The 19,660-nt window shown below is 29.2% G+C and carries 18 protein-coding genes; 6 read left to right on the top strand and 12 right to left on the bottom strand.

Annotated elements, in window-relative coordinates; all coding sequences use genetic code 11:
• Positions 1-29 precede the first annotated feature (29 nt).
• Genes AACZ53_RS04915 through tsaD form a run of 3 tightly spaced genes read right to left on the bottom strand, consistent with a single transcriptional unit; the run spans position 30 to position 2,408 of the window.
• A complete protein-coding gene (locus AACZ53_RS04915; RefSeq protein WP_339835258.1) occupies positions 30-671 on the bottom strand; it encodes a DUF4159 domain-containing protein in 642 nt (213 codons plus the stop codon).
• Positions 672-1,376 carry a 16S rRNA (uracil(1498)-N(3))-methyltransferase gene (locus AACZ53_RS04910; RefSeq protein WP_339835255.1) on the bottom strand — a complete coding sequence of 235 codons (705 nt, stop codon included), beginning with the start codon at positions 1,374-1,376 and terminating at the stop codon, positions 672-674.
• A 9-nt stretch (positions 1,377-1,385) separates the two neighbouring features.
• Complete coding sequence (tsaD, locus tag AACZ53_RS04905) at positions 1,386-2,408, bottom strand: tRNA (adenosine(37)-N6)-threonylcarbamoyltransferase complex transferase subunit TsaD (protein ID WP_339835252.1); 1,023 nt, start codon at positions 2,406-2,408, stop codon at positions 1,386-1,388.
• A 202-nt stretch (positions 2,409-2,610) separates the two neighbouring features.
• On the opposite strand from tsaD, the gene AACZ53_RS04900 reads away from it, so the two are divergent.
• The 5 genes from AACZ53_RS04900 (at position 2,611) to AACZ53_RS04880 (ending at position 10,567) form a co-directional block, all read left to right on the top strand.
• Complete coding sequence (locus AACZ53_RS04900) at positions 2,611-7,002, top strand: translocation/assembly module TamB domain-containing protein (RefSeq protein ID WP_339835250.1); 4,392 nt, start codon at positions 2,611-2,613, stop codon at positions 7,000-7,002.
• Positions 7,003-7,178: 176 nt separating this feature from the next.
• Positions 7,179-8,165 carry a 6-phosphofructokinase gene (pfkA, locus tag AACZ53_RS04895; protein ID WP_339835246.1) on the top strand — a complete coding sequence of 329 codons (987 nt, stop codon included), beginning with the start codon at positions 7,179-7,181 and terminating at the stop codon, positions 8,163-8,165.
• Positions 8,166-8,202: 37 nt separating this feature from the next.
• Positions 8,203-9,210, top strand: coding sequence for a type I glyceraldehyde-3-phosphate dehydrogenase (gene gap, locus AACZ53_RS04890; protein WP_339835244.1), 1,008 nt, complete (start codon positions 8,203-8,205; stop codon positions 9,208-9,210).
• A 74-nt stretch (positions 9,211-9,284) separates the two neighbouring features.
• On the top strand, positions 9,285-10,136 hold the full coding sequence (locus AACZ53_RS04885; RefSeq protein ID WP_339835242.1) for a BadF/BadG/BcrA/BcrD ATPase family protein: 852 nt from the start codon (positions 9,285-9,287) through the stop codon (positions 10,134-10,136).
• A gap of 47 nt (positions 10,137-10,183) precedes the next feature.
• The gene (locus AACZ53_RS04880; RefSeq protein WP_026715882.1) at positions 10,184-10,567 is read left to right on the top strand and encodes a methylglyoxal synthase; all 384 of its coding nucleotides are present in this window, start codon (positions 10,184-10,186) and stop codon (positions 10,565-10,567) included.
• Here AACZ53_RS04880 and AACZ53_RS04875 read toward each other — a convergent pair whose 3' ends face one another.
• From AACZ53_RS04875 to AACZ53_RS04865, 3 genes are all read right to left on the bottom strand, one after another.
• Positions 10,568-11,092, bottom strand: a complete 525-nt coding sequence (locus tag AACZ53_RS04875) for a hypothetical protein (RefSeq protein WP_339835238.1) — start codon at positions 11,090-11,092, stop codon at positions 10,568-10,570.
• 148 nt (positions 11,093-11,240) lie between these two features.
• Complete coding sequence (locus AACZ53_RS04870) at positions 11,241-11,729, bottom strand: DUF1456 family protein (RefSeq protein ID WP_339835236.1); 489 nt, start codon at positions 11,727-11,729, stop codon at positions 11,241-11,243.
• A gap of 30 nt (positions 11,730-11,759) precedes the next feature.
• A complete protein-coding gene (locus AACZ53_RS04865) occupies positions 11,760-12,545 on the bottom strand; it encodes an alpha/beta hydrolase-fold protein (RefSeq protein WP_339835234.1) in 786 nt (261 codons plus the stop codon).
• Positions 12,546-12,592: 47 nt separating this feature from the next.
• On the opposite strand from AACZ53_RS04865, the gene AACZ53_RS04860 reads away from it, so the two are divergent.
• Positions 12,593-12,994 carry an excinuclease ABC subunit B gene (locus AACZ53_RS04860; protein WP_339835231.1) on the top strand — a complete coding sequence of 134 codons (402 nt, stop codon included), beginning with the start codon at positions 12,593-12,595 and terminating at the stop codon, positions 12,992-12,994.
• 11 nt (positions 12,995-13,005) lie between these two features.
• Here AACZ53_RS04860 and AACZ53_RS04855 read toward each other — a convergent pair whose 3' ends face one another.
• The 6 genes from AACZ53_RS04855 to AACZ53_RS04830 all read right to left on the bottom strand — a co-directional run.
• Positions 13,006-13,476, bottom strand: coding sequence for a DUF4375 domain-containing protein (locus AACZ53_RS04855; RefSeq protein ID WP_339835228.1), 471 nt, complete (start codon positions 13,474-13,476; stop codon positions 13,006-13,008).
• A 9-nt stretch (positions 13,477-13,485) separates the two neighbouring features.
• On the bottom strand, positions 13,486-14,106 hold the full coding sequence (locus AACZ53_RS04850; RefSeq protein WP_339835226.1) for a hypothetical protein: 621 nt from the start codon (positions 14,104-14,106) through the stop codon (positions 13,486-13,488).
• Between the two features lie 36 nt (positions 14,107-14,142).
• Entirely contained in the window at positions 14,143-16,131 is a 1,989-nt protein-coding gene (uvrB, locus tag AACZ53_RS04845; RefSeq protein WP_339835224.1) for an excinuclease ABC subunit UvrB, read from the bottom strand.
• 37 nt (positions 16,132-16,168) lie between these two features.
• A complete protein-coding gene (locus tag AACZ53_RS04840; protein WP_339835221.1) occupies positions 16,169-16,831 on the bottom strand; it encodes a thiamine diphosphokinase in 663 nt (220 codons plus the stop codon).
• Positions 16,832-16,851: 20 nt separating this feature from the next.
• On the bottom strand, positions 16,852-17,691 hold the full coding sequence (locus AACZ53_RS04835) for a DUF4249 domain-containing protein (RefSeq protein ID WP_339835218.1): 840 nt from the start codon (positions 17,689-17,691) through the stop codon (positions 16,852-16,854).
• A 3-nt stretch (positions 17,692-17,694) separates the two neighbouring features.
• A partial coding sequence (locus AACZ53_RS04830) for a TonB-dependent receptor plug domain-containing protein (RefSeq protein ID WP_339835216.1) occupies positions 17,695-19,660 on the bottom strand: 1,966 nt, incomplete at its 5' end.

Here is a 19,660-nt window from a genome sequence, read left to right as displayed (position 1 = left end):
AAAATATACGGGGAAACCGTAAATCATTATTAATTCTTGAAAACATAATTAATAATATTAGCTCCCATTTTAAAGGCTTTTTCTCTAACACTGTCTGGATCGTTGTGAACTTCTTTGTCTTCCCAACCATCACCTAAATCGCATTCAAATGTGTAAAGTAAAACTAATTTGTTTTCAATAAAAATGCCGAAAGCCTGTGGTTTTTTATTTTCATGTTCATGAATTTTTGGTAAACCATTTGAAAATAAATTAGGTCCTTGAAAAATCTCATGATTTGACGGAATTTCCTTTAAATCATTATTTGGGAATAATTTTTCTATTTCTTTTCTGATATATTCATCCATACCAAAATTATCATCAATATGTAAAAAACCACCTGAATTTAGATAGTTTCTAAGATTTTCTAAATCATTTGGACTAAAAACAACATTTCCGTGTCCTGTCATATGAACAAAGGGATAAGAAAATATTTCGGCACTTCCTACTTCAACAGTTGCTACTTTTGTATTTAATCTTGTGTTGATAGTTTGATTGCAATATTTTACTAAGTTTGGTAAAGAAGTTGGGTTTGCATACCAATCACCACCACCAGCATATTTAGCTAAAGCTATTTCTTGTGAGAAGCCAAAAATCCAAAATAATAAAAATCCAAAACTTAGTATTTTTTTCATCTATTCGTTAATTAAAGCTACAGTATGACAAGCAACAATACCTGCTGTTTCTGTTCGTAACCTAGTGTTTCCCAAAGATACAGGAATAAAATTATTTTTCAAGGCTAATGTAATTTCTTTAGGAGAAAAATCTCCTTCTGGTCCAATTAATACCAAAATATTTTGATTAGCTTGAATTCCATTTTTGAATAAATCTTTTTTATCTTCTTCACAATGAGCAATGAAGTTTAAAGAATTAGTTTCTTTACTAATAAAATCACTAAATGGAATAGGTTCATTGATTTTTGGTAAATAAAACTGATTAGATTGTTTCATCGCTGCTTGAATTATTTTTTCAGCTCTATCGATTTTAAATGTTTTTCTTTCAGAATGATCACAAAGAATTAGTGAGATTTCATCGATTCCAATTTCAGTTGCTTTTTCCAAAAACCATTCTAATCGATCATTCATTTTTGTTGGAGCAATAGCAATATGTAAATTATATTTTCTTGCCTCAAAAGCATCAATTTTAATGATTTTAACTTCACATTTTTTTTCTGATTCTAAGGTGATTTCAGAATGAAATAAATATCCTTTTCCATTGGTAATGTGAATAATATCACCACCTCTTTTTCTAAGAACTTTTATGATGTGTTTGCTTTCCTCTTTGTCAAATTGAAAGATAGTGTCTGTTGATTTTATATCAGAATTATAGAATAATTGCATTTGTTTAATTTAAAATTTAATTCGAGCTTTAGAAACTGTAGAGGCATCACTATATTTATTTTCTAGAAAGTTATAATAGCCAACTATACCTATCATGGCCGCATTATCAGTAGTATATTCAAATTTTGGTATGTAGGTTTTCCAACCGTATTTTAGTTCTCCTTCTTTCAGAGTTTGTCTAATGCCTGAATTTGCAGAAACACCACCACCAATGGCAATTTGTTTAATTCCTGTTTCTGCAACAGCCATTTTTAGTTTATCCATTAAGATATTTATAATTGTATGTTGAATAGAAGCACAAATGTCGGCTTTATTTTCTTCAATAAAGTTAGGATTTTCTGCTACACTTTTTTGAATGAAATATAGAATTTGTGTCTTTAAACCACTAAAACTAAAATTTAAACCATCTACTTTAGGTTTGGTAAATTTATAGGCTTTTAGATTTCCTTCTTTAGCAAATTTATCAATTAATGGTCCACCAGGATAAGGAAAACCTAATACTTTGGCACTTTTATCAAAAGCTTCTCCAACTGCATCATCCGTTGTTTCGCCAATAATTTCTAAATCAAAGAAACTATTGACTTTCACAATTTGTGTATGGCCACCACTAATTGTTAACGCTAAAAAAGGGAAAGTAGGTTTTTCAAATCCGTCTTCATCAATAAAATGAGCTAAAATATGAGCTTTCATATGGTTAACAGCAATTAACGGAATATCTAAAGCTAAACTCATTGATTTTGCAAATGAACCACCAACTAATAAGGAACCCATTAGTCCTGGACCTTGAGTAAATGCTATGCAACTCAAGTTTTCTTTAGTAATTCCAGCTTTTTTTAAGGCTATATCTACAACAGGTACAATGTTTTGTTGATGAGCTCTTGAGGCTAATTCTGGTACAACGCCACCAAATTCTTCATGAATCGGTTGCCCAGCTACAACATTTGATATAACTTTATCGTTAATTAATACAGCAGCTGATGTATCATCACAAGAACTTTCTATGGCTAATGTGTATATTGATTTATTTATCATAAAAGAGGCACGAAATTTGTTAATTAGTAAGAATATCTTTCAAAAATAGTTATTTTTGTTTCCGAAAGTTTAGTGTTAATTTTAAAGCACAAATTTAAAACATTTTTTTCGTATCAAAACATTTAAAAAAATAGTACTTCGTACCCTATTGGGTTTGTTGATTTTGTTACTCGTTTCGGGTATACTTTTGTCATTGCCTTTTGTGCAAACAAAACTAGGTCAATATGTTACGAATTCCTTAAACGAAGATTTTGGTACTAATTTATCTATTGAGAAAGTTGCTATAAGTCCTTTTGGAAATGTAAAGTTGAAAAACATTGTAGCAAAAGATAAAAAAAACGGTGACCTTTTTCAAATTGACAAGCTTCAAACGTCAATTCTTCAGGTTAGTAAATTAATAAATAATGGTCATCCTTATTTAAAAAATTTGATAGCTAATGGTTTACATTTTAACATCATACAATACAAAGGAGATAAAGAAACCAATCTAGATGATTTTATTGCTTCGTTTGATGATGGAAGTCCAAGTTCAGGAAAATTTAGAATGTTCGTTAATAATATGAAAATTAGCAATAGTTCGTTTTCCTACACAGATTATAATTTAGAAACGCCAAAACTACTCTATTTTACAAACTTAAATGGAGAACTTGATCAATTTGCAATTAAAGGAAGTGATGTTACAACTTCAATTAAATCATTAGCATTTAAAGACCATAGAGGTCTAGAAATCAAGAATTTAGCTTCAAAGTTTACTTATACTAAGACAAATATAATTTTAGATACATTAGCTTTAAAAACCGTAAATTCAAATTTTGAGGGTAACGTAAAGTTGTTATATAAAAGAGAAGATTTTAAAGATTTTAACAACAAAGTAGTTTTTGATGTTCAAATTGATAAAGCAACAATTTCGACCAATGATTTAAATTATTTTTATGATGAATTTGGTCCGAATAACACTTTTTATGTTGATACACATTTAAAAGGAACGCTGAATAACTTCACAACTAATGACTTAAGTCTAGTAGATAAATATGGTTCAGAAATTAGAGGAAATGTAACTTTTAAAAATTTATTGACTAAAAAAGAAAGGGAGTTCGAAATTTCTGGAAATTTTAATAAAATTTATTCTAGATATGATGATATTAAAAGTTTAATGCCAAGACTTTTAGGAGAAAGATTGCCATCATCTTTAGCACTTTTAGGTAGTTTTGACATAAACGGCACGATGGATTTGACTTATAATGATATTGATGCTGATGTTGTTATGTTGTCAGAACTAGGCTATTTGAAATCAAAATTATACATCAATAATTTAAATAATATCGACAAAGCTGAATATAATGGTAATGTCGTTTTAAATAGATTTGATATTGGAACCTTAATTGGTGAAAAAACCATAGGTAAAACAACACTAAATCTAGATGTTGATGGAAAAGGATTCACAAAAGAATATTTAGATACTAAAATTAATGGTTATGTTGAATCGCTAACTTATGATGGCTATACCTATCAAAAAATTGAAATTGACGGTAAATTAAAAATGCCTTATTTTCAAGGCTACTTTAATAGTAATGATAAAAATCTCAAAATGGATTTTAATGGCATTGTTGATTTGAGTTCAAAATCTAAAAACTATAATTTTAAAGCTAATATTGATTACGCAAATCTAAAAGCTTTAAATATTTATACAAAAGATAGTATATCAATTATTAAAGGGTTAGTAGATATTAATGCTACAGGAAATTCTATTGATGAAATTTATGGAACAGTAAACCTTAAGAATCTATATTATCAAAATAATAAGGATTTTTACTTTTTTGATGATTTTGTTTTAGAATCGTCTTTTGATATTAATAATGAAAGAACTATATCTGTAGAGTCACCTGATATTGTTAGTGGAAAAGTGGTTGGTAAGTTTAAATTCAATCAATTACAAAAATTATTAGAAAATGCAGCAGGTAGTTTATATGCTAATTACTCGCCTAATAAACTATTGCCAAATCAATATATGACTTTTGATTTTACGATTTATAATAAAATTATTGGAGCCATTTTGCCAAATGTTAAAGTTGGAGAAAATACCAGAGTGAAGGGTAAAATTATTTCAGATGAAGAATTGTTTACGCTTGATTTTAAATCACCTTCCGTATCAATTGACAAGAATAAATTTAGTGGAATTATCATTGATATTGATAATAAAAATCCATTATACAATGCCTATATTTCATTAGATAGTTTGCATACTGATTTTTATGACATATCAGAATTTAATCTAATTAATATTACTCAAAACGACACTTTATTCTTTAGAACAGAATTTAAAGGAGGAAAAGATAAAGAGGATAATTACGATTTGAATTTATACCACACAATTAATCAAGATAAAAACTCAGTAATTGGTTTTAAAAATTCTCAAATAAACTTTAAAAACAGTCTTTGGTATATAAATGAGGATGAAGATTCAAAAAACAAAATTGTATTTGATAAAAAGTTAGAAAATTTTGATTTTCAAAAACTATTATTTTCAAATAAGGATGAATCTTTTTCTTTTGAAGGTGTTATAAAAGGGAAGGATTATAAAGATTTAAATCTTAAGTTTAATAATGTTGACCTAGACAAAGTTACACCAGCATTAAACAACCTTACGTTCGCAGGTAGAATGAATGGAATGATTGATTTTAAACAAGATAAAGATATTTACAAACCTATTTCTGATGTTAGGATAGATAGTTTACAAATTAATAATTATGATATTGGAGATTTAAACCTTCAAATTACAAGTGATGAATATTTTAGAAAATTTAATGTAAATTCTACGATTACTAGAGATGGTTTTGAAAGTTTTTACACCAAAGGAAACATAGAAATTGTCAATAAAGAGGCTTTACTATCTTTAGATACAAAGGTTGAAGATTTTGACATTAAACCACTTGGTCCATTACTGAGTGCTGTCTTTTCAGACATGAGAGGTTTAGCAACAGGAAGAGCAAGTATTACAGGAAAAGCTAATGATCCAGAAATTGATGGAATTATTTATTTAGACAATGCAGGTATGAATGTACCTTATTTAAATGTTGATTTCAATTTAGAAGATAGATCTAGGATTGATGTGACTGAAAATCAATTTTTATTTAGAAGTTTTGAAATTACAGATACAAAATATAATACTAAAGGAATAATTTCTGGAAATGTAAAACACAAAAATTTAGATAATTGGGTTTTAGATTTGAATTTATCATCAAGAAATATATTAGCCTTAGACACCAAAGAAAAAGAAGATGAATATTATTACGGCACTGCTTTCTTAAATGGAACAGCTTCTATAAACGGACCAGTTGAAGGTTTAAAAATCAAAGTTTCTGGAAAATCAGAAAGAGGAACCTCTATTAAAATTCCGGTACAAGACACCGAGAATTATGGAGAAGTATCTTATATCAATATCATTAAAGTTGGTGAAGAAAAAGTAATAAAAGAAAATATTAGAAATCTAGGAGGTTTAGATTTAGTATTAGATTTTGATATAACAAAGGATGCAGAAATTGAAGTTATTTTAAACCAAGATACTGGTCACTCTATGAAAGGTAGGGGTGAAGGAGGTATGTTTATGCATATAAATACCAACGGAGTTTTTACAATGGATGGTGATTATGTAATTTGGGACGGTGAATATAACTTTAAATATGGCGGAGTAATATCAAAAAAATTAGCCGTTAAAAAATATGGTAATATTGTTTGGCAAGGTGACCCAATGAATGCAATTTTAAATTTAGAAGCTGTTTATCATACCCAAACAAATCCATCAGTTTTGCTAGAATCTTCTTCTATATCGAATAGAAAAGTTGATACCGATGTAGTTATTAAAATTACAGGAAATTTACAAAACCCTGAAACAGACTTTAGTTTAGAATATCCAAATGTAAGTTCTGTTTATAAATCAGAAATTTTATATAAATTATCAGATAAAGATACGCGTCAACAGCAAGCACTATCTGTTTTAGCGGGTGGAACTTATTTTGCACAAGGAGCAGTTGCCAGCGATTATTACTCCAATGCATTGACTGAAACAGCCAGTAGTTTGTTACAAGATATTATTTCAAATGAAGATGATAAAATAAAAGTTGGTTTAGGTTATACAACAGGTTCACGAATAAATAATATTTCAGATCAAGTTGGTGTAAATTTAAGCTCTCAAATTAATGATAAACTTTCTATTAACGGAAAAGTTGGGGTACCTGTCGGTGGAATTAGTCAGTCTGGTGTAGTCGGAAATGTTGAGTTGCAATATCAATTAAATGAAGATAATACTTTGCGTGCAAGAGCATTTAATAAAGAAAACGATATTAGTTACATTGGTCAAGGAATTGGCTATACCCAAGGAATTGGATTGTCATATAATGTTGATTTTGATAATATTTCTGAATTGTGGAGAAAAGTATTTGCCCCTAATACTTTAAAAGCAAAAGATGAAAAAAATCCTTACGATGAAAATCCTCCTGATTCTGATTTAGATCCAGAATATATTAATATTACTGTACAAGACAAGAATAAAAAGAAGGAGCAAGAAAAAGAAGAAACGGCTCCAGAGATTGAATAATTCTCATTATTCTGCTTTTTTTTTCTAAAAAGCATATTTAATTCAGGTGTTTTGAATTGAATTCTCAAGAAACTTATCAACGAAAACGTTTGAAAATATGAGTAATTATTATATTTTTTCTAAAAACATTGAATAAAAATTATAAATCAGCTAATTTTACCTTAAATAATAAAAATATGTCAAAAAGCATTACAAAAATCGGAGTTTTAACTTCTGGTGGAGATTCACCAGGAATGAATGCTGCTATTCGTTCTGTAGTTCGTACTTGTGCTTTTCATAATATCGAATGCATAGGTATTTATAGAGGTTACCAAGGAATGATTGAAGGGGACTTCAAAGAAATGGGACCACGTTCTGTAAATAATATTGTAAACAAAGGAGGTACCGTATTAAAATCGGCTCGTTCAATTGAATTTAGAACACCTGAGGGTAGAAAAAAAGCCTACGAGAAACTTACAGAAGCTGGAATTGATGCTTTTGTTGTAATTGGTGGTGATGGATCTTTTACTGGAGCCGAAATTTTTAATAATGAATATAATTTTCCAGTAATGGGAATTCCAGGAACTATAGATAACGATATTTTTGGAACAAGCCATACATTAGGATATGACACCGCTTTAAACACAGTTGTAGAAGTAATAGATAAAATTAGAGATACGGCCAGTTCACACAACAGACTTTTCTTCGTTGAAGTTATGGGTCGTGATGCTGGACATATTGCATTAAATGCTGGAATTGGAGCAGGAGCAGAGGAAATTCTTATTCCTGAAGAAGATTTAGGTTTAGAACGTTTGTTAGAATCTTTAAGAAAAAGTAAAGCTTCAGGAAAATCGTCAAGTATCGTTGTCGTTTCTGAAGGTGATAAAATAGGAAAAAGCGTTTTTGAATTAAAAGATTACGTGGAAGAACATATGCCAGAATATGATGTACGTGTATCTGTTTTAGGACATATGCAACGTGGTGGTGCTCCTTCATGCTTTGATAGAGTTTTAGCTTCAAGATTAGGAGTAAAAGCAGTTGAATCACTTTTAGAAGGAAAATCAAACTATATGGTTGGAATTTTAAAAGATGTTATTGAACTAACTCCATTAGAACAAGCGATTAAAGGTGAATCTGCTATTGATTTAGAATTAGTAAGAGTTTCTGACATCATGTCAATTTAAACACACACACAATAATAAAATAATAAACATAGTAAAAATGTCAAAAGTAAAATTAGGAATAAACGGTTTCGGTAGAATTGGTAGAATTGTATTTAGAGAATCAATGAACAGAGATAATGTAGAAGTAGTAGCAATTAATGATTTATTAGATGTAGATCATTTAGCTTACTTATTAAAATATGATTCAGTTCACGGTCGTTTTGCTGGAAAAGTAGAAGTTAAAGACGGAAAATTATATGTAAACGATAAATTCATTAGAGTTACAGCACAAAGAGATCCAAAATTAATCCAATGGGATGACAAAGATGTTGATGTTGATGTAGTTGCTGAATGTACAGGTATTTTTACAACATTAGAAACTGCTCAAGCTCATATTGATGGTGGTGCCAAAAAAGTAGTTATTTCGGCTCCTTCTGCAGATGCTCCAATGTTTGTAATGGGAGTAAATCATATGGAAGCAAAATCTTCTGATACAATTGTTTCAAATGCTTCTTGTACAACAAACTGTTTAGCTCCATTAGCAAAAGTAATTAATGATAATTTCGGAATTGTTGAAGGTTTAATGACAACTATTCACGCTACAACAGCAACTCAATTGACAGTTGATGGACCATCTCGTAAAGATTTCCGTGGTGGACGTTCTGCTTTATTAAATATGATTCCTTCTTCAACTGGAGCTGCAAAAGCGGTTGGAAAAGTAATTCCAGAATTAAACGGAAAATTAACAGGTATGTCAATGCGTGTTCCTACGGCTGATGTTTCTGCTGTTGATTTAACTGTAAAGTTAGCAAAAGAAACTTCTTATGAAGAGATTATGGCTGTTTTGAAAAAAGCTTCTGAAAATGAAATGAAAGGAATTTTAGGATATACAGAAGACGACGTTGTCTCTCAAGATTTCGTTTCTGATTCAAGAACTTCAATTGTAGATGCTAAAGCTGGAATTGGATTAAATTCAACTTTCTTCAAAATTATGTCATGGTATGATAATGAATATGGATATTCAAGTAAATTAATTGATTTATCAGTTCATATTTCAAATTTATAATATATTTGATGATTCGAAATTTCGATTATTTGATTAGTCAAAATTTTGTATGATCAAAAAAAAACAAAAAAAACATGAAATTACTCGTTGATAGTGGTTCTACAAAAGCGGATTGGATTGCAATTGATGACGATGGAAAAGTGCTTTTTACGACACAAACTTTAGGTTTAAATCCAGAAGTATTGAGTAAAGAACAAGTAATTAGTCGTTTAGAAGAAAAATTTGACATATCTCACAACAGAGACAAAGCTTCTAAACTATATTTTTATGGAGCTGGTTGCGGAACTGACAGAATGAAAGACTTTTTAACTAATGTTTTTCAAGAGTATTTCAAAAATGCTGATGTAACAGTTTACGAAGATACTTATGCTGCCGTTTATGCTACAACTCCAAAGGACGAAAAAGCAATTGTTTGTATCTTAGGAACAGGTTCTAATTGCAGTTTTTTTGACGGTAAATCATTACATCAAAAAGTACAATCTTTAGGTTATATAGCAATGGATGATGGCTCTGGCAATCGTTTTGGAAGACACTTATTAAGAGGTTTTTATTTTAATAAAATGCCTCCAAATATGGCAAAAGAGTTTGAAAAAGAGTTTAATGTTGATGCAGATTTTATAAAGAACAAGTTATACAAAGAACCTAATCCGAATGCTTATTTAGCTACGTTTGCTAAGTTTTTAATAAAGCATAAAGATGAAGAATTTTGCAAAAAAATAATTAAGAAGGAATTAAAGTCTTTTGTTAAAAATTATGTGATGCAATTTGAAAATCATAAAAATGTACCTGTTCATTTCGTAGGTTCAATAGCCTTTTATTTAAAGGATGAATTAGAAGCTATGCTCACAAAGTATGGCTATAAAATGGGTAATGCTTTGCGAAGACCAATTGATGGTTTAATTGCTTATCATTCTCTCAATAATTAAAAAAAAACCTGATTCAGATGAATCAGGTTTTTTTATACTTTTACACTATGAAAAACAAATATGAAATAGCTATAATTGCTCATGACGGAAAAAAAGCTGACATGGTACAATTTTTAAATAAGAACAAACACCTTCTAATTGAAGAAAACATAAAACTAATTGCAACTGGAACAACAGGTGGAAAAGTTGAATCTGTTGGCATAAAAGTAAAAAGAATGCTTTCTGGACCTTTAGGTGGTGATGCACAAATTGCCGCTAGAGTAGCAGAAGGTAAAACGAAAATGGTATTGTTTTTTAAAGATCCTAACTCAAGTCACCCTCACGAACCAGATATTTCTATGTTAATTCGTATTTGTGATGTACATAACGTGCCTTTAGCAACCAATGAAGCTTCTGCTCAAATGTTGTTGAATGCTTTGAGTATGGATTGATTAATTCCAATAGTTTATGATTTCATTGAAAGAATTTTCATCACCATTTTTTTCTAAATAAATATTATCCCAATAAATGGTGTTATTTATTTTTACGAAAACTTTATAATATCCAGAATTTAAACTGTTTATATCTAAAATTATATTTAGAGAATTAATGTCATTTAATTCTAATTGTGATTTATCCTGAATTTGACTTTCAGAATAAAGACTAGAATTTAAAACAGCACTAAAATCAGTTTGTTTATGGATTTTAACTGGATTTCCAGGAATAACCCAAACATCAGAAATAGAATCATTTGAAGCAATTGATAAAAAACCTGTAGATGAATTTGGATAAATAATAAATATATTATTAGTGTATATATTTGGGTTCCCTAATGTCAAAAAAGTATCATCTATTGTTTGTCGTAAAGTAAGACCAGTAACTAAATCTATTGAAGTATTACTAATTTTATTATCTGCATCATCTTTATTACATGAATTAAAAATGAGAACAATTGAAAGGAATAATATTTTTTTCATAATAATAATTTTATATTCATTATTTATTTAATATTTCTACTAAATTATTTTATATAGACAGCTAACAAATAGCTATAAGTACTTGTAAATATAAAAAAAATCCCATCAGAATAAACTGATAGGATTAAAATATTTTATATATAATAAATTATTTCTTCTTAGGCTTTCCGTTGTTAAATTTTACTTTTTCAACAATTTCTACTTTTTTTGGTTTGTCTTTATAAGATGGTTTCTTTTTAGAATCATATTTTGGTTTATCATCATATTTTGGCTTGTCGTCATACTTCTTTTTTGGAAAGTCTTTTGCATAAGGTTTTTTAGCTGCTGGTTTCTTAGTGGCAACTAATTTTTCACCTGTTTCTAAATCTATTTTAGAATTGGCAATTTTAAATAATTCTTCACTAGCATTTTTAGGATCTTCTTTTGTACCACGAAGTTTAATTACTAAACCGTTTAAAAAGTTACGTAGCAATTGGTCACCACATTCAATATAGCTAGGATGATCATCTTTTCTAAAAACGTTTCCTAATTCACCTTTAGAAATTCTAAAATCTACTAATTCTAAAATCTCAACTATTTGCTCGTCTCTTAATTGTAAAGCTACGCGCAGTTTCTTAAATATATCGTTATTTGTCATCTTCTTGTAATAATTTGATTCTAAATTCTCTTAAAAAAGCCAAAGATACGCTTTTGCAAATTCCTTTGCCCATAAATTTTCATTATGTTCTCCTTCTTTAACAATAATCATTTTAGTAAGATTTAAGCAATCGCAACGTTTATTTCTTATAATGTCTTCCATTTTTGTCATTTCTTCGACCATATTTTCACTTTCTTTATCGCCACACATAAAGTAAATCTTGGTGTTTATTTTTTTAGTTTTTTTGGTCAGTTCATAAATTTCATCAGAAAACCAAAAAGAAGGAGAGAAGCAGCCTACTTTTCCAAAGACTTTCGGATATTTCAATCCTGCATAAAAAGAAACTAAACCTCCAATTGAGCTTCCCATTATGGCAGTATTCATCTTATTGGATTTTGTACGATAGGTTTTATCTACATAAGGTTTCAAATCAGACACAATAAAATCTAAATAGGAATCGGCATTTCCACCACCATATTTCTCGTTTTTGTATGGAGTTAATTCATCAATTCTTTTATTATTTCCGTGTTCAATGCCTATTATAATTACGTTGGCTTTTAAACTATCTAAAGTTTCATCAACTTTCCATTCACCTGCATAAGAGGATTTTGCATCAAATAAATTTTGAGCATCATGCATATAAATTACAGGATATTTTTTGTTTGAAGTATCATAATTCAAAGGAAGATAAACCCAAATTTTTTTAATTGTATCTAATTGTGTTGCTTTAATTTCAAATGTTGAATAGCGATTTTGAGCCTGTATTTGAAAAGCGGAATAAAAAAATGTTATAAAAAATAGAAAATATTTTTGCATTTTTAATTATATTTGAATTTAAAATCTTTAATAAAAGTAGCATTTTGATGGAAACTTACCAAGAGAAAATTAGTTTATTGCAAGAAATGATTGCCTTCGCATTGATAGACGGACAATTACATGACAGAGAATATGACTTTATTGAAATGATTGCCCAAGAATTAGAAATTGATAAGGTAACCATGCTAAAACTTTACAATAAGAAAGAGCAAAAATTGATTATTAAGGATGAAATCAGTCGAATTTGTCAATTTTACAGATTAGCTTTATTAATGCATGTTGATGGTGTTTTACACGAAAGTGAAACCAAAAAAATCAACGAAATTGGTATTAATATGGGATTGAATCCTTATGCTATGAAACGTGTACTTCATTTAATGAAAAAATCTCCAACAAGAATGATTGATGGAGATGTTCTGATTGCTGCATTTCATGAGCAGTTGAATTAGTAATTAAAAAACTAATTAAATTTTTCTTTATGTTTTCTAATGTATTCCACAATTAAAGCTACAATATCTTCTTCTTGTTCTTCATCAAAAAATAATTCATCTAAATCTTCCCAACCCGAAAAAACCATTTCATCCATTTTGGCTAACTGCTTATTTCTTTCGTCTAATTTATCATTATATTCATCATTAGGAAATAAACCCAAAGCTTTTTCAATTAATAAGGCTGTTTTTGGTGCATTTATAGCTTTGTAGGCATTTTTGATTTCCAAAGCAAAGTTTCCGGCTTCTGTACAAAAAAAGTTATTGAAACCACCTTCATTCATAGCTGCTTCGAACACATCTATGTAAACAAAATTACGTTCGTAATCGTTTAGTAAAGTAAAATCATCTGATTGTTCTTTCTTTTTATAAATGTTGGCTCCAACCGCTTCAATGATTTCGATTTCGTCTGTTAATTCTAGTATTTCGTTTATGTTATTCATATTGTTATTTTAATAATGTTCATTCCAAGTTGATATTTCTTTTAATAATTTCCATTTTCCGTTTTTCTTTTCAAAAAGTACTTTTTTTCCATTTGAACCATTTTTGAATCTAATATATGCTAAATTTAATTCTTTATTAAATGTTGGTTTTTCAATCATTAATAGTTCAGAGTCTATATTGAATCCATTTTTTACATTTTCAATTTGAATTTTTTTATCTATTGAAACTATACCCATCTGATCATCAAAGTATTTTTTATAATCAAATATTACGAACCCATAATTTGAAAGAAAATCTAAATTTAATTTTGGATTATTATTTAATTGATTTTTTATAAAAGTAGTATCTTTTGTATTTAATAAATCGGCTTTGTAATCAACCAATGAATTAAATTTTTTGTCTTCTAAATCCATATAAAAAAAATCTGTATCTCTAACCATTGGTGCAAAATTTGAAATCATTCGAATTTCATTTCTAAAATATCTTGTTTCTGTTGAGTCAGATAATATCTCATTTAGAAACTCAAGAATAAATTCATTTGAAACTTGTTTTACTTCAACCAATTCTTTTTTACTCTCTTTACAAGAAAAAAGCATTAAGAATAAAGTTAAAAGTAATAAGTTTTTCATTTTATTTTTATTGATATTGATTTTTGAAATTGAAATTTAAATCTTCTCTTGCAAAGCCTTAATCTCATCTCTTAATCTGGCAGCAACCATAAAATCTAAATCTTTAGCTGCTTTTTCCATAATTTTTCGCTTTTCACGAATTTTCTTTTCTATTTCTGGTTTGGATAAGTAGGCACTTTCTGGTTCAGCTGCTTTATATTCAATGTTTTCATAATATTGAGAGGATACTGAATTCTTATTCAAAGCGCTTCCTAAACTTTTATTCAAAGCCTTTGGTTCTAAGCCATGTTTAATGTTGTAAGCCATTTGTTTTTCTCTACGATAAGTAGTTTCATCCATCGTTTTTTGCATACTCTTGGTGATTTTATCAGCATACAAAATAGCTTTTCCGTTTATGTTTCTGGCTGCACGACCAACTGTTTGGGTTAACGATCTGTGACTTCTCAAAAAACCTTCTTTATCAGCATCTAAAATTGCTACAAGTGAAACTTCTGGTAAATCTAAACCTTCACGCAATAAATTCACACCAATTAAAACATCAAAAATTCCTTTTCGTAAATCTTGCATGATTTCAACACGTTCCAAAGTATCAACATCAGAGTGAATATAGCGACAACGAATCGCAACTTTTGTCAAGTATTTGGTCAATTCTTCAGCCATTCTTTTGGTTAAAGTAGTCACTAAAACACGTTCGTCTTTTTCACAACGCAATTGAATTTCCTCAATTAAATCATCAATTTGATTCAAACTAGGACGAACTTCAATAATTGGATCTAATAATCCTGTTGGACGAATAACTTGCTCTACATAAACACCTTCACATTTTTCTAATTCATAATCAGCCGGAGTTGCAGAAACATAAATAACTTGATTTTGTAACCCTTCAAATTCTTCAAACTTTAAAGGACGATTATCCATCGCTGCAGGTAATCTAAAACCATATTCAACCAAATTCTCTTTTCTACTTCTATCACCACCATACATAGCGTGAACTTGAGAAAGCGTTACGTGACTTTCATCCACAACCATTAAAAAATCATCTGGAAAATAATCTAACAAACAGAAAGGTCTTGTTCCAGGTAATCTTCCGTCTAAATAACGAGAATAATTTTCAATTCCAGAACAATAGCCTAATTCGCGAATCATTTCTAAGTCGAAATTGGTACGTTCTTCTAATCTTTTGGCTTCTAAATGTTTTCCAATTTCTTTGAAATATTCCACTTGTTTCACCATATCTTGTTGGATTTCCCAAATCGCACCATTAAGCACATCAGGTGAAGTCACAAACATATTGGCAGGATAAATATTCAGCTTTTCGTATTTTTCAATCACTTTTGCATCTCTTGCGTCAAAAGCTTCAATTTCTTCAATTTCATCCCCAAAAAAGTGAATTCTGAAAGGATCATCAGCATAGCTTGGAAAAACTTCAACAGTATCACCTTTAATTCTAAAGGTTCCTGGTGTAAATTCCATTTCCGTTCTAGAATATAAACTTTGCACTAATTGATGCAATAATTTAGTTCTAGAAATTACCTGATCTTTTTCAACCGTAACGATATTTTTTTGAAACTCAACCGGATTTCCGATTCCGTATAAACAAGAAACAGATGAAATCACAATAATATCTCTACGACCAGAAAGTAGGGCAGAAGTAGTGCTTAAACGCAGTTTTTCTAACTCTTCATTGATAGATAAATCTTTTTCAATATAAGTTCCAGTTACAGGAATAAAGGCTTCAGGTTGGTAATAATCGTAATAAGAAACGAAATATTGTACCGAATTTTCAGGGAAAAACTGTTTGAATTCTGAATACAATTGAGCGGCAAGCGTTTTGTTATGGGCTAAAACTAAAGTTGGTTTTTGTACTTCCTGGACAACATTAGCAACAGTAAACGTTTTACCAGAACCAGTTACTCCCAATAAAGTTTGATATTTTTCACCATTGATTATACCTTTTGAAAGTTTTTCAATAGCTTGAGGCTGATCACCAGTTGGTTTATAATCTGATACGACTTTAAACTTCATATATTTACTTTAGTTTTAAAGATGTAAAGTTACAAAATCAATCCCAACATTCCATCAAAAGTAGATCACCAGATTTATGTATGATTTTAACGATTCCATCTTCAGCAACATGATTACTGCTTCCTGTTTTGTAACCAATTGTTAACGATAAATTATCTAAAGGATAAAACAAGTTAGTTGAATGAATATCAATTACTTCACCAATTGGAATTAAAGATATAACACTGTCTTTTGTATACCATTTTTCAAAGCTCGAAGACAGTAAAAATATTTTGGAATGATCATCTAAAATTACAATTTTTAGTAAATTTCTATACCGAACTATGTTTGTAATATTTGTTATTGTATGATCTGCTCTTTTTCCAGTTGCCCAAATGACATTTACAGCTGGAATTTTTCGTTCAATTAAATAATCAAAGGCTTTTTCTAAATCTGTTTTGTCTTGGTTTGGTGTATGAACTATTTCTATTGGATATTGACTTTCTTTATAGAAATTTGCATCAAAACCTCTATCAAAATCACCTAATAAAACATCGATTTTTATGCCTAATTCTAAAACACGTTCAATAGCAGAATCTAATACAATTACTAAAGGAGACCATTCTAATAGTTGGCCTAGTAATTCTTCATTACAAGCTGCACCATTTGCTATAATTAAAGCTGGTTCTTGATCATCGCGAACAATATGGTGTGAAGACATGTAATTTAAGATTTTAAAATTTATTCGATAAAATAGGTTTTAGTCTCAATTTCTGAAAGACTAAAATAACCGAAGGCAAAGTTATCAGGATTTGTTTGATTTACAAAATTTCCTCTTACAGTAGCTGGTGGCGTACTAAAAGGACTTCCTCCATTTCCACCGGCAATTCCTAATAATACATTTAAATAATTATAATATCGTTCTGAAATTCCATGCAATGTAAAAGTAAGTTCGTCTCCGGGAACCATATTGTCATTGCTATACAATCCAAACATTTGATTCCCTTGAAAAAACTGATCATTAATTACATCATATTCAGGTAATAAATTAAAATTGGAATTAAATTGTACTAAATAAAAGTTATCAGTTGTTCCATCATCTTGAAAAAAGTATTTTACTTCAATTTCATCACCTAAAAAACCACCCTCATTATTTTGTTCTACCGAATCAATTATCGGAACAGCTAGTAAGGTTTCTGTTGCTTTATAAACTTCGTCATCTACAATAATAGTAATCTCATATTTTTCACCAATAACAGGTATAAAATTATTACAATTATAATCATTGGAACTTGAATTATATAAAAAACTAAAAGTATTAGTACTACTTGATATTGTTATATTTGCTCCAGAAACAATAGAGGGAGTTGCATTTGAAAAATATTCTGAAGATTTGGTAAGTTTAATTTTTTGTTGACTGCCATTTGTTCCTTTTTTCCATAGAATTGAAGCTTCAATAACTAATTTAGGCTTAGCAGTGTCTAAATTAACATCAACAACATCTTCACAGCTTATTAAGCTTAAAGCCATTACAATTAAAAGTATAAATAATGTAGCTATTTTATATATGAATTTAAACATGATTTAAAATTTAAAATTATACGTTACACTTGGAACTATTCCAAAAATAGACAAACGAACAGCTTCGTTATTTCCTGAATCTTGATTTTGTCTAAAACTTATAGAAGCTGCATTTTTTCTACTGTAAAGATTATAGATTCCAAAAACCCATTCCCCTTTTATTTTCTTTCCTGTATTATTTCTTGGGGTCATTGTGGCCGAAATATCTAAACGATGGTAAGTTGGTAAATTGTTACTATTTCTTTCGCTAAAACTTGGAACAGTTATCCCTAAATATTGGTATTGTCCATTTGGAAAAGTTACAGGCTGTCCAGTTTGTAAACTAAAAATACTACCAAAGCTCCATTTATCATTCAGTTGATACATTCCGGTTATAGATAAATTATGTGTTTTATCCCAACCTGTTTTGTACCAATTACCATTATTTATTCCGATTTCATCAGCAGTTCTTCCAGCTGTTTGTTGTTCTGAACGGGATAAAGTGTAAGAAACCCAACCACTTAATTTACCTTCATTTTTTTTAATTAGAACTTCTAAGCCATAAGCTCTTGATTTTCCTGCTAAAACAACCTGTTCAATAGCATTGTTTGCAATTAAATCTGCTCCATCTATATAATCTAATCTATTCTTTATGTCTTTATAAAAGGATTCAACTTCTAAAGTATATTTTCCATTTTCAAAATTTCTAAAGTAACCAATTGCATATTGGTCTAATATTTGAGGTTTTAGAAAATCATCACTTGGTGCCCAAACGTCTAATGGAGTAGGAGATTGTGTATTTGATATCAAATGCAAGTATTGACTCATTCTATTATAACTCATTTTAATAGATTGTTTATAATCGATAGAATACGATAATGCTAATCTTGGCTCAAGATTTCCAAAACTAGCAATAGTTTCATTCGATCCGTATTTTTTAGTTCCAATTGGAGTTGCTTTTTCGTAAATTTTTAAATCTGAATCATAATTTACAGCTTGATTGTTTTCATACACATTTATTTCTTGACTTCCCAATCTATAAAACATACTGTATCTTAAACCATAATTTATAGATAATTTTTCTGAAATAGTTTGTTCGGCATCAACATAAATAGCTGGTTCAAAGGCATATTTTTTATCTAATTGATCAGGATTTATTCCAGAATTTGAATCTGTTGGCTCAATTTTACCTGGATTAAAGTCGTAATAAACGGTATTGATTCCGTACGTTAATTTTGTTTTGTCTGTCAAATAATGTTTAAAATCATATTTGAAATTGTAATTTTTGATTCCGCTATCCCAATTAAATCCAATAAAATCAAGGGTTAAACCATAATAATAATCACTATAAATTAAGGAGGCATTTGAAAACAACTTATCAGAAAAAAGATGATTCCAACGGAAGTTTAAAACACTATTACCATAAGTATTTACAAAGCTTTTATTCAAGCTAAAAACATCTCGTCCAAAATAACCCGAAAGGTATAAGTTATTGTTATCGTTTACTTTATAACTTAATTTTGTATTCAAATCATAAAAATAAGCTGAATTTTGATTGTCAGTAAGTTTTAAAAATAAATGAGCATAAGAACTTCTTCCACTAACTAAAAAAGAACCTTTGTCTTTAACGATTGGTCCTTCTGCCAAAATTCGACTTGATATTAGACCAATTCCACCATTAACATGAAACTCTTTGCTATTACCTTCTTTTTGATAAATATCTAAGACAGAAGCTACTCTTCCTCCAAAACGAGCTGGAATTCCACCTTTATATAATTTTAAATCTTTAATAGCATCAGCATTAAATACCGAAAAGAAGCCAAATAAATGCGAGGAGTTATAAATTGTAGCTTCGTCTAAAAGTATCAAATTTTGATCTACTGCACCACCACGTACATTAAAACCTGATTGTCCTTCACCAGCATTTGTAACACCTGGTAAGGTCAAAATAGATTTCAAAATATCAACTTCACCCAAAATTACGGGCATT

Source organism: uncultured Flavobacterium sp. (genome assembly GCF_963975005.1).
Taxonomy (GTDB): Bacteria; Bacteroidota; Bacteroidia; order Flavobacteriales; family Flavobacteriaceae; genus Flavobacterium.
This window is presented reverse-complemented; position numbering and strand designations above follow the sequence as displayed.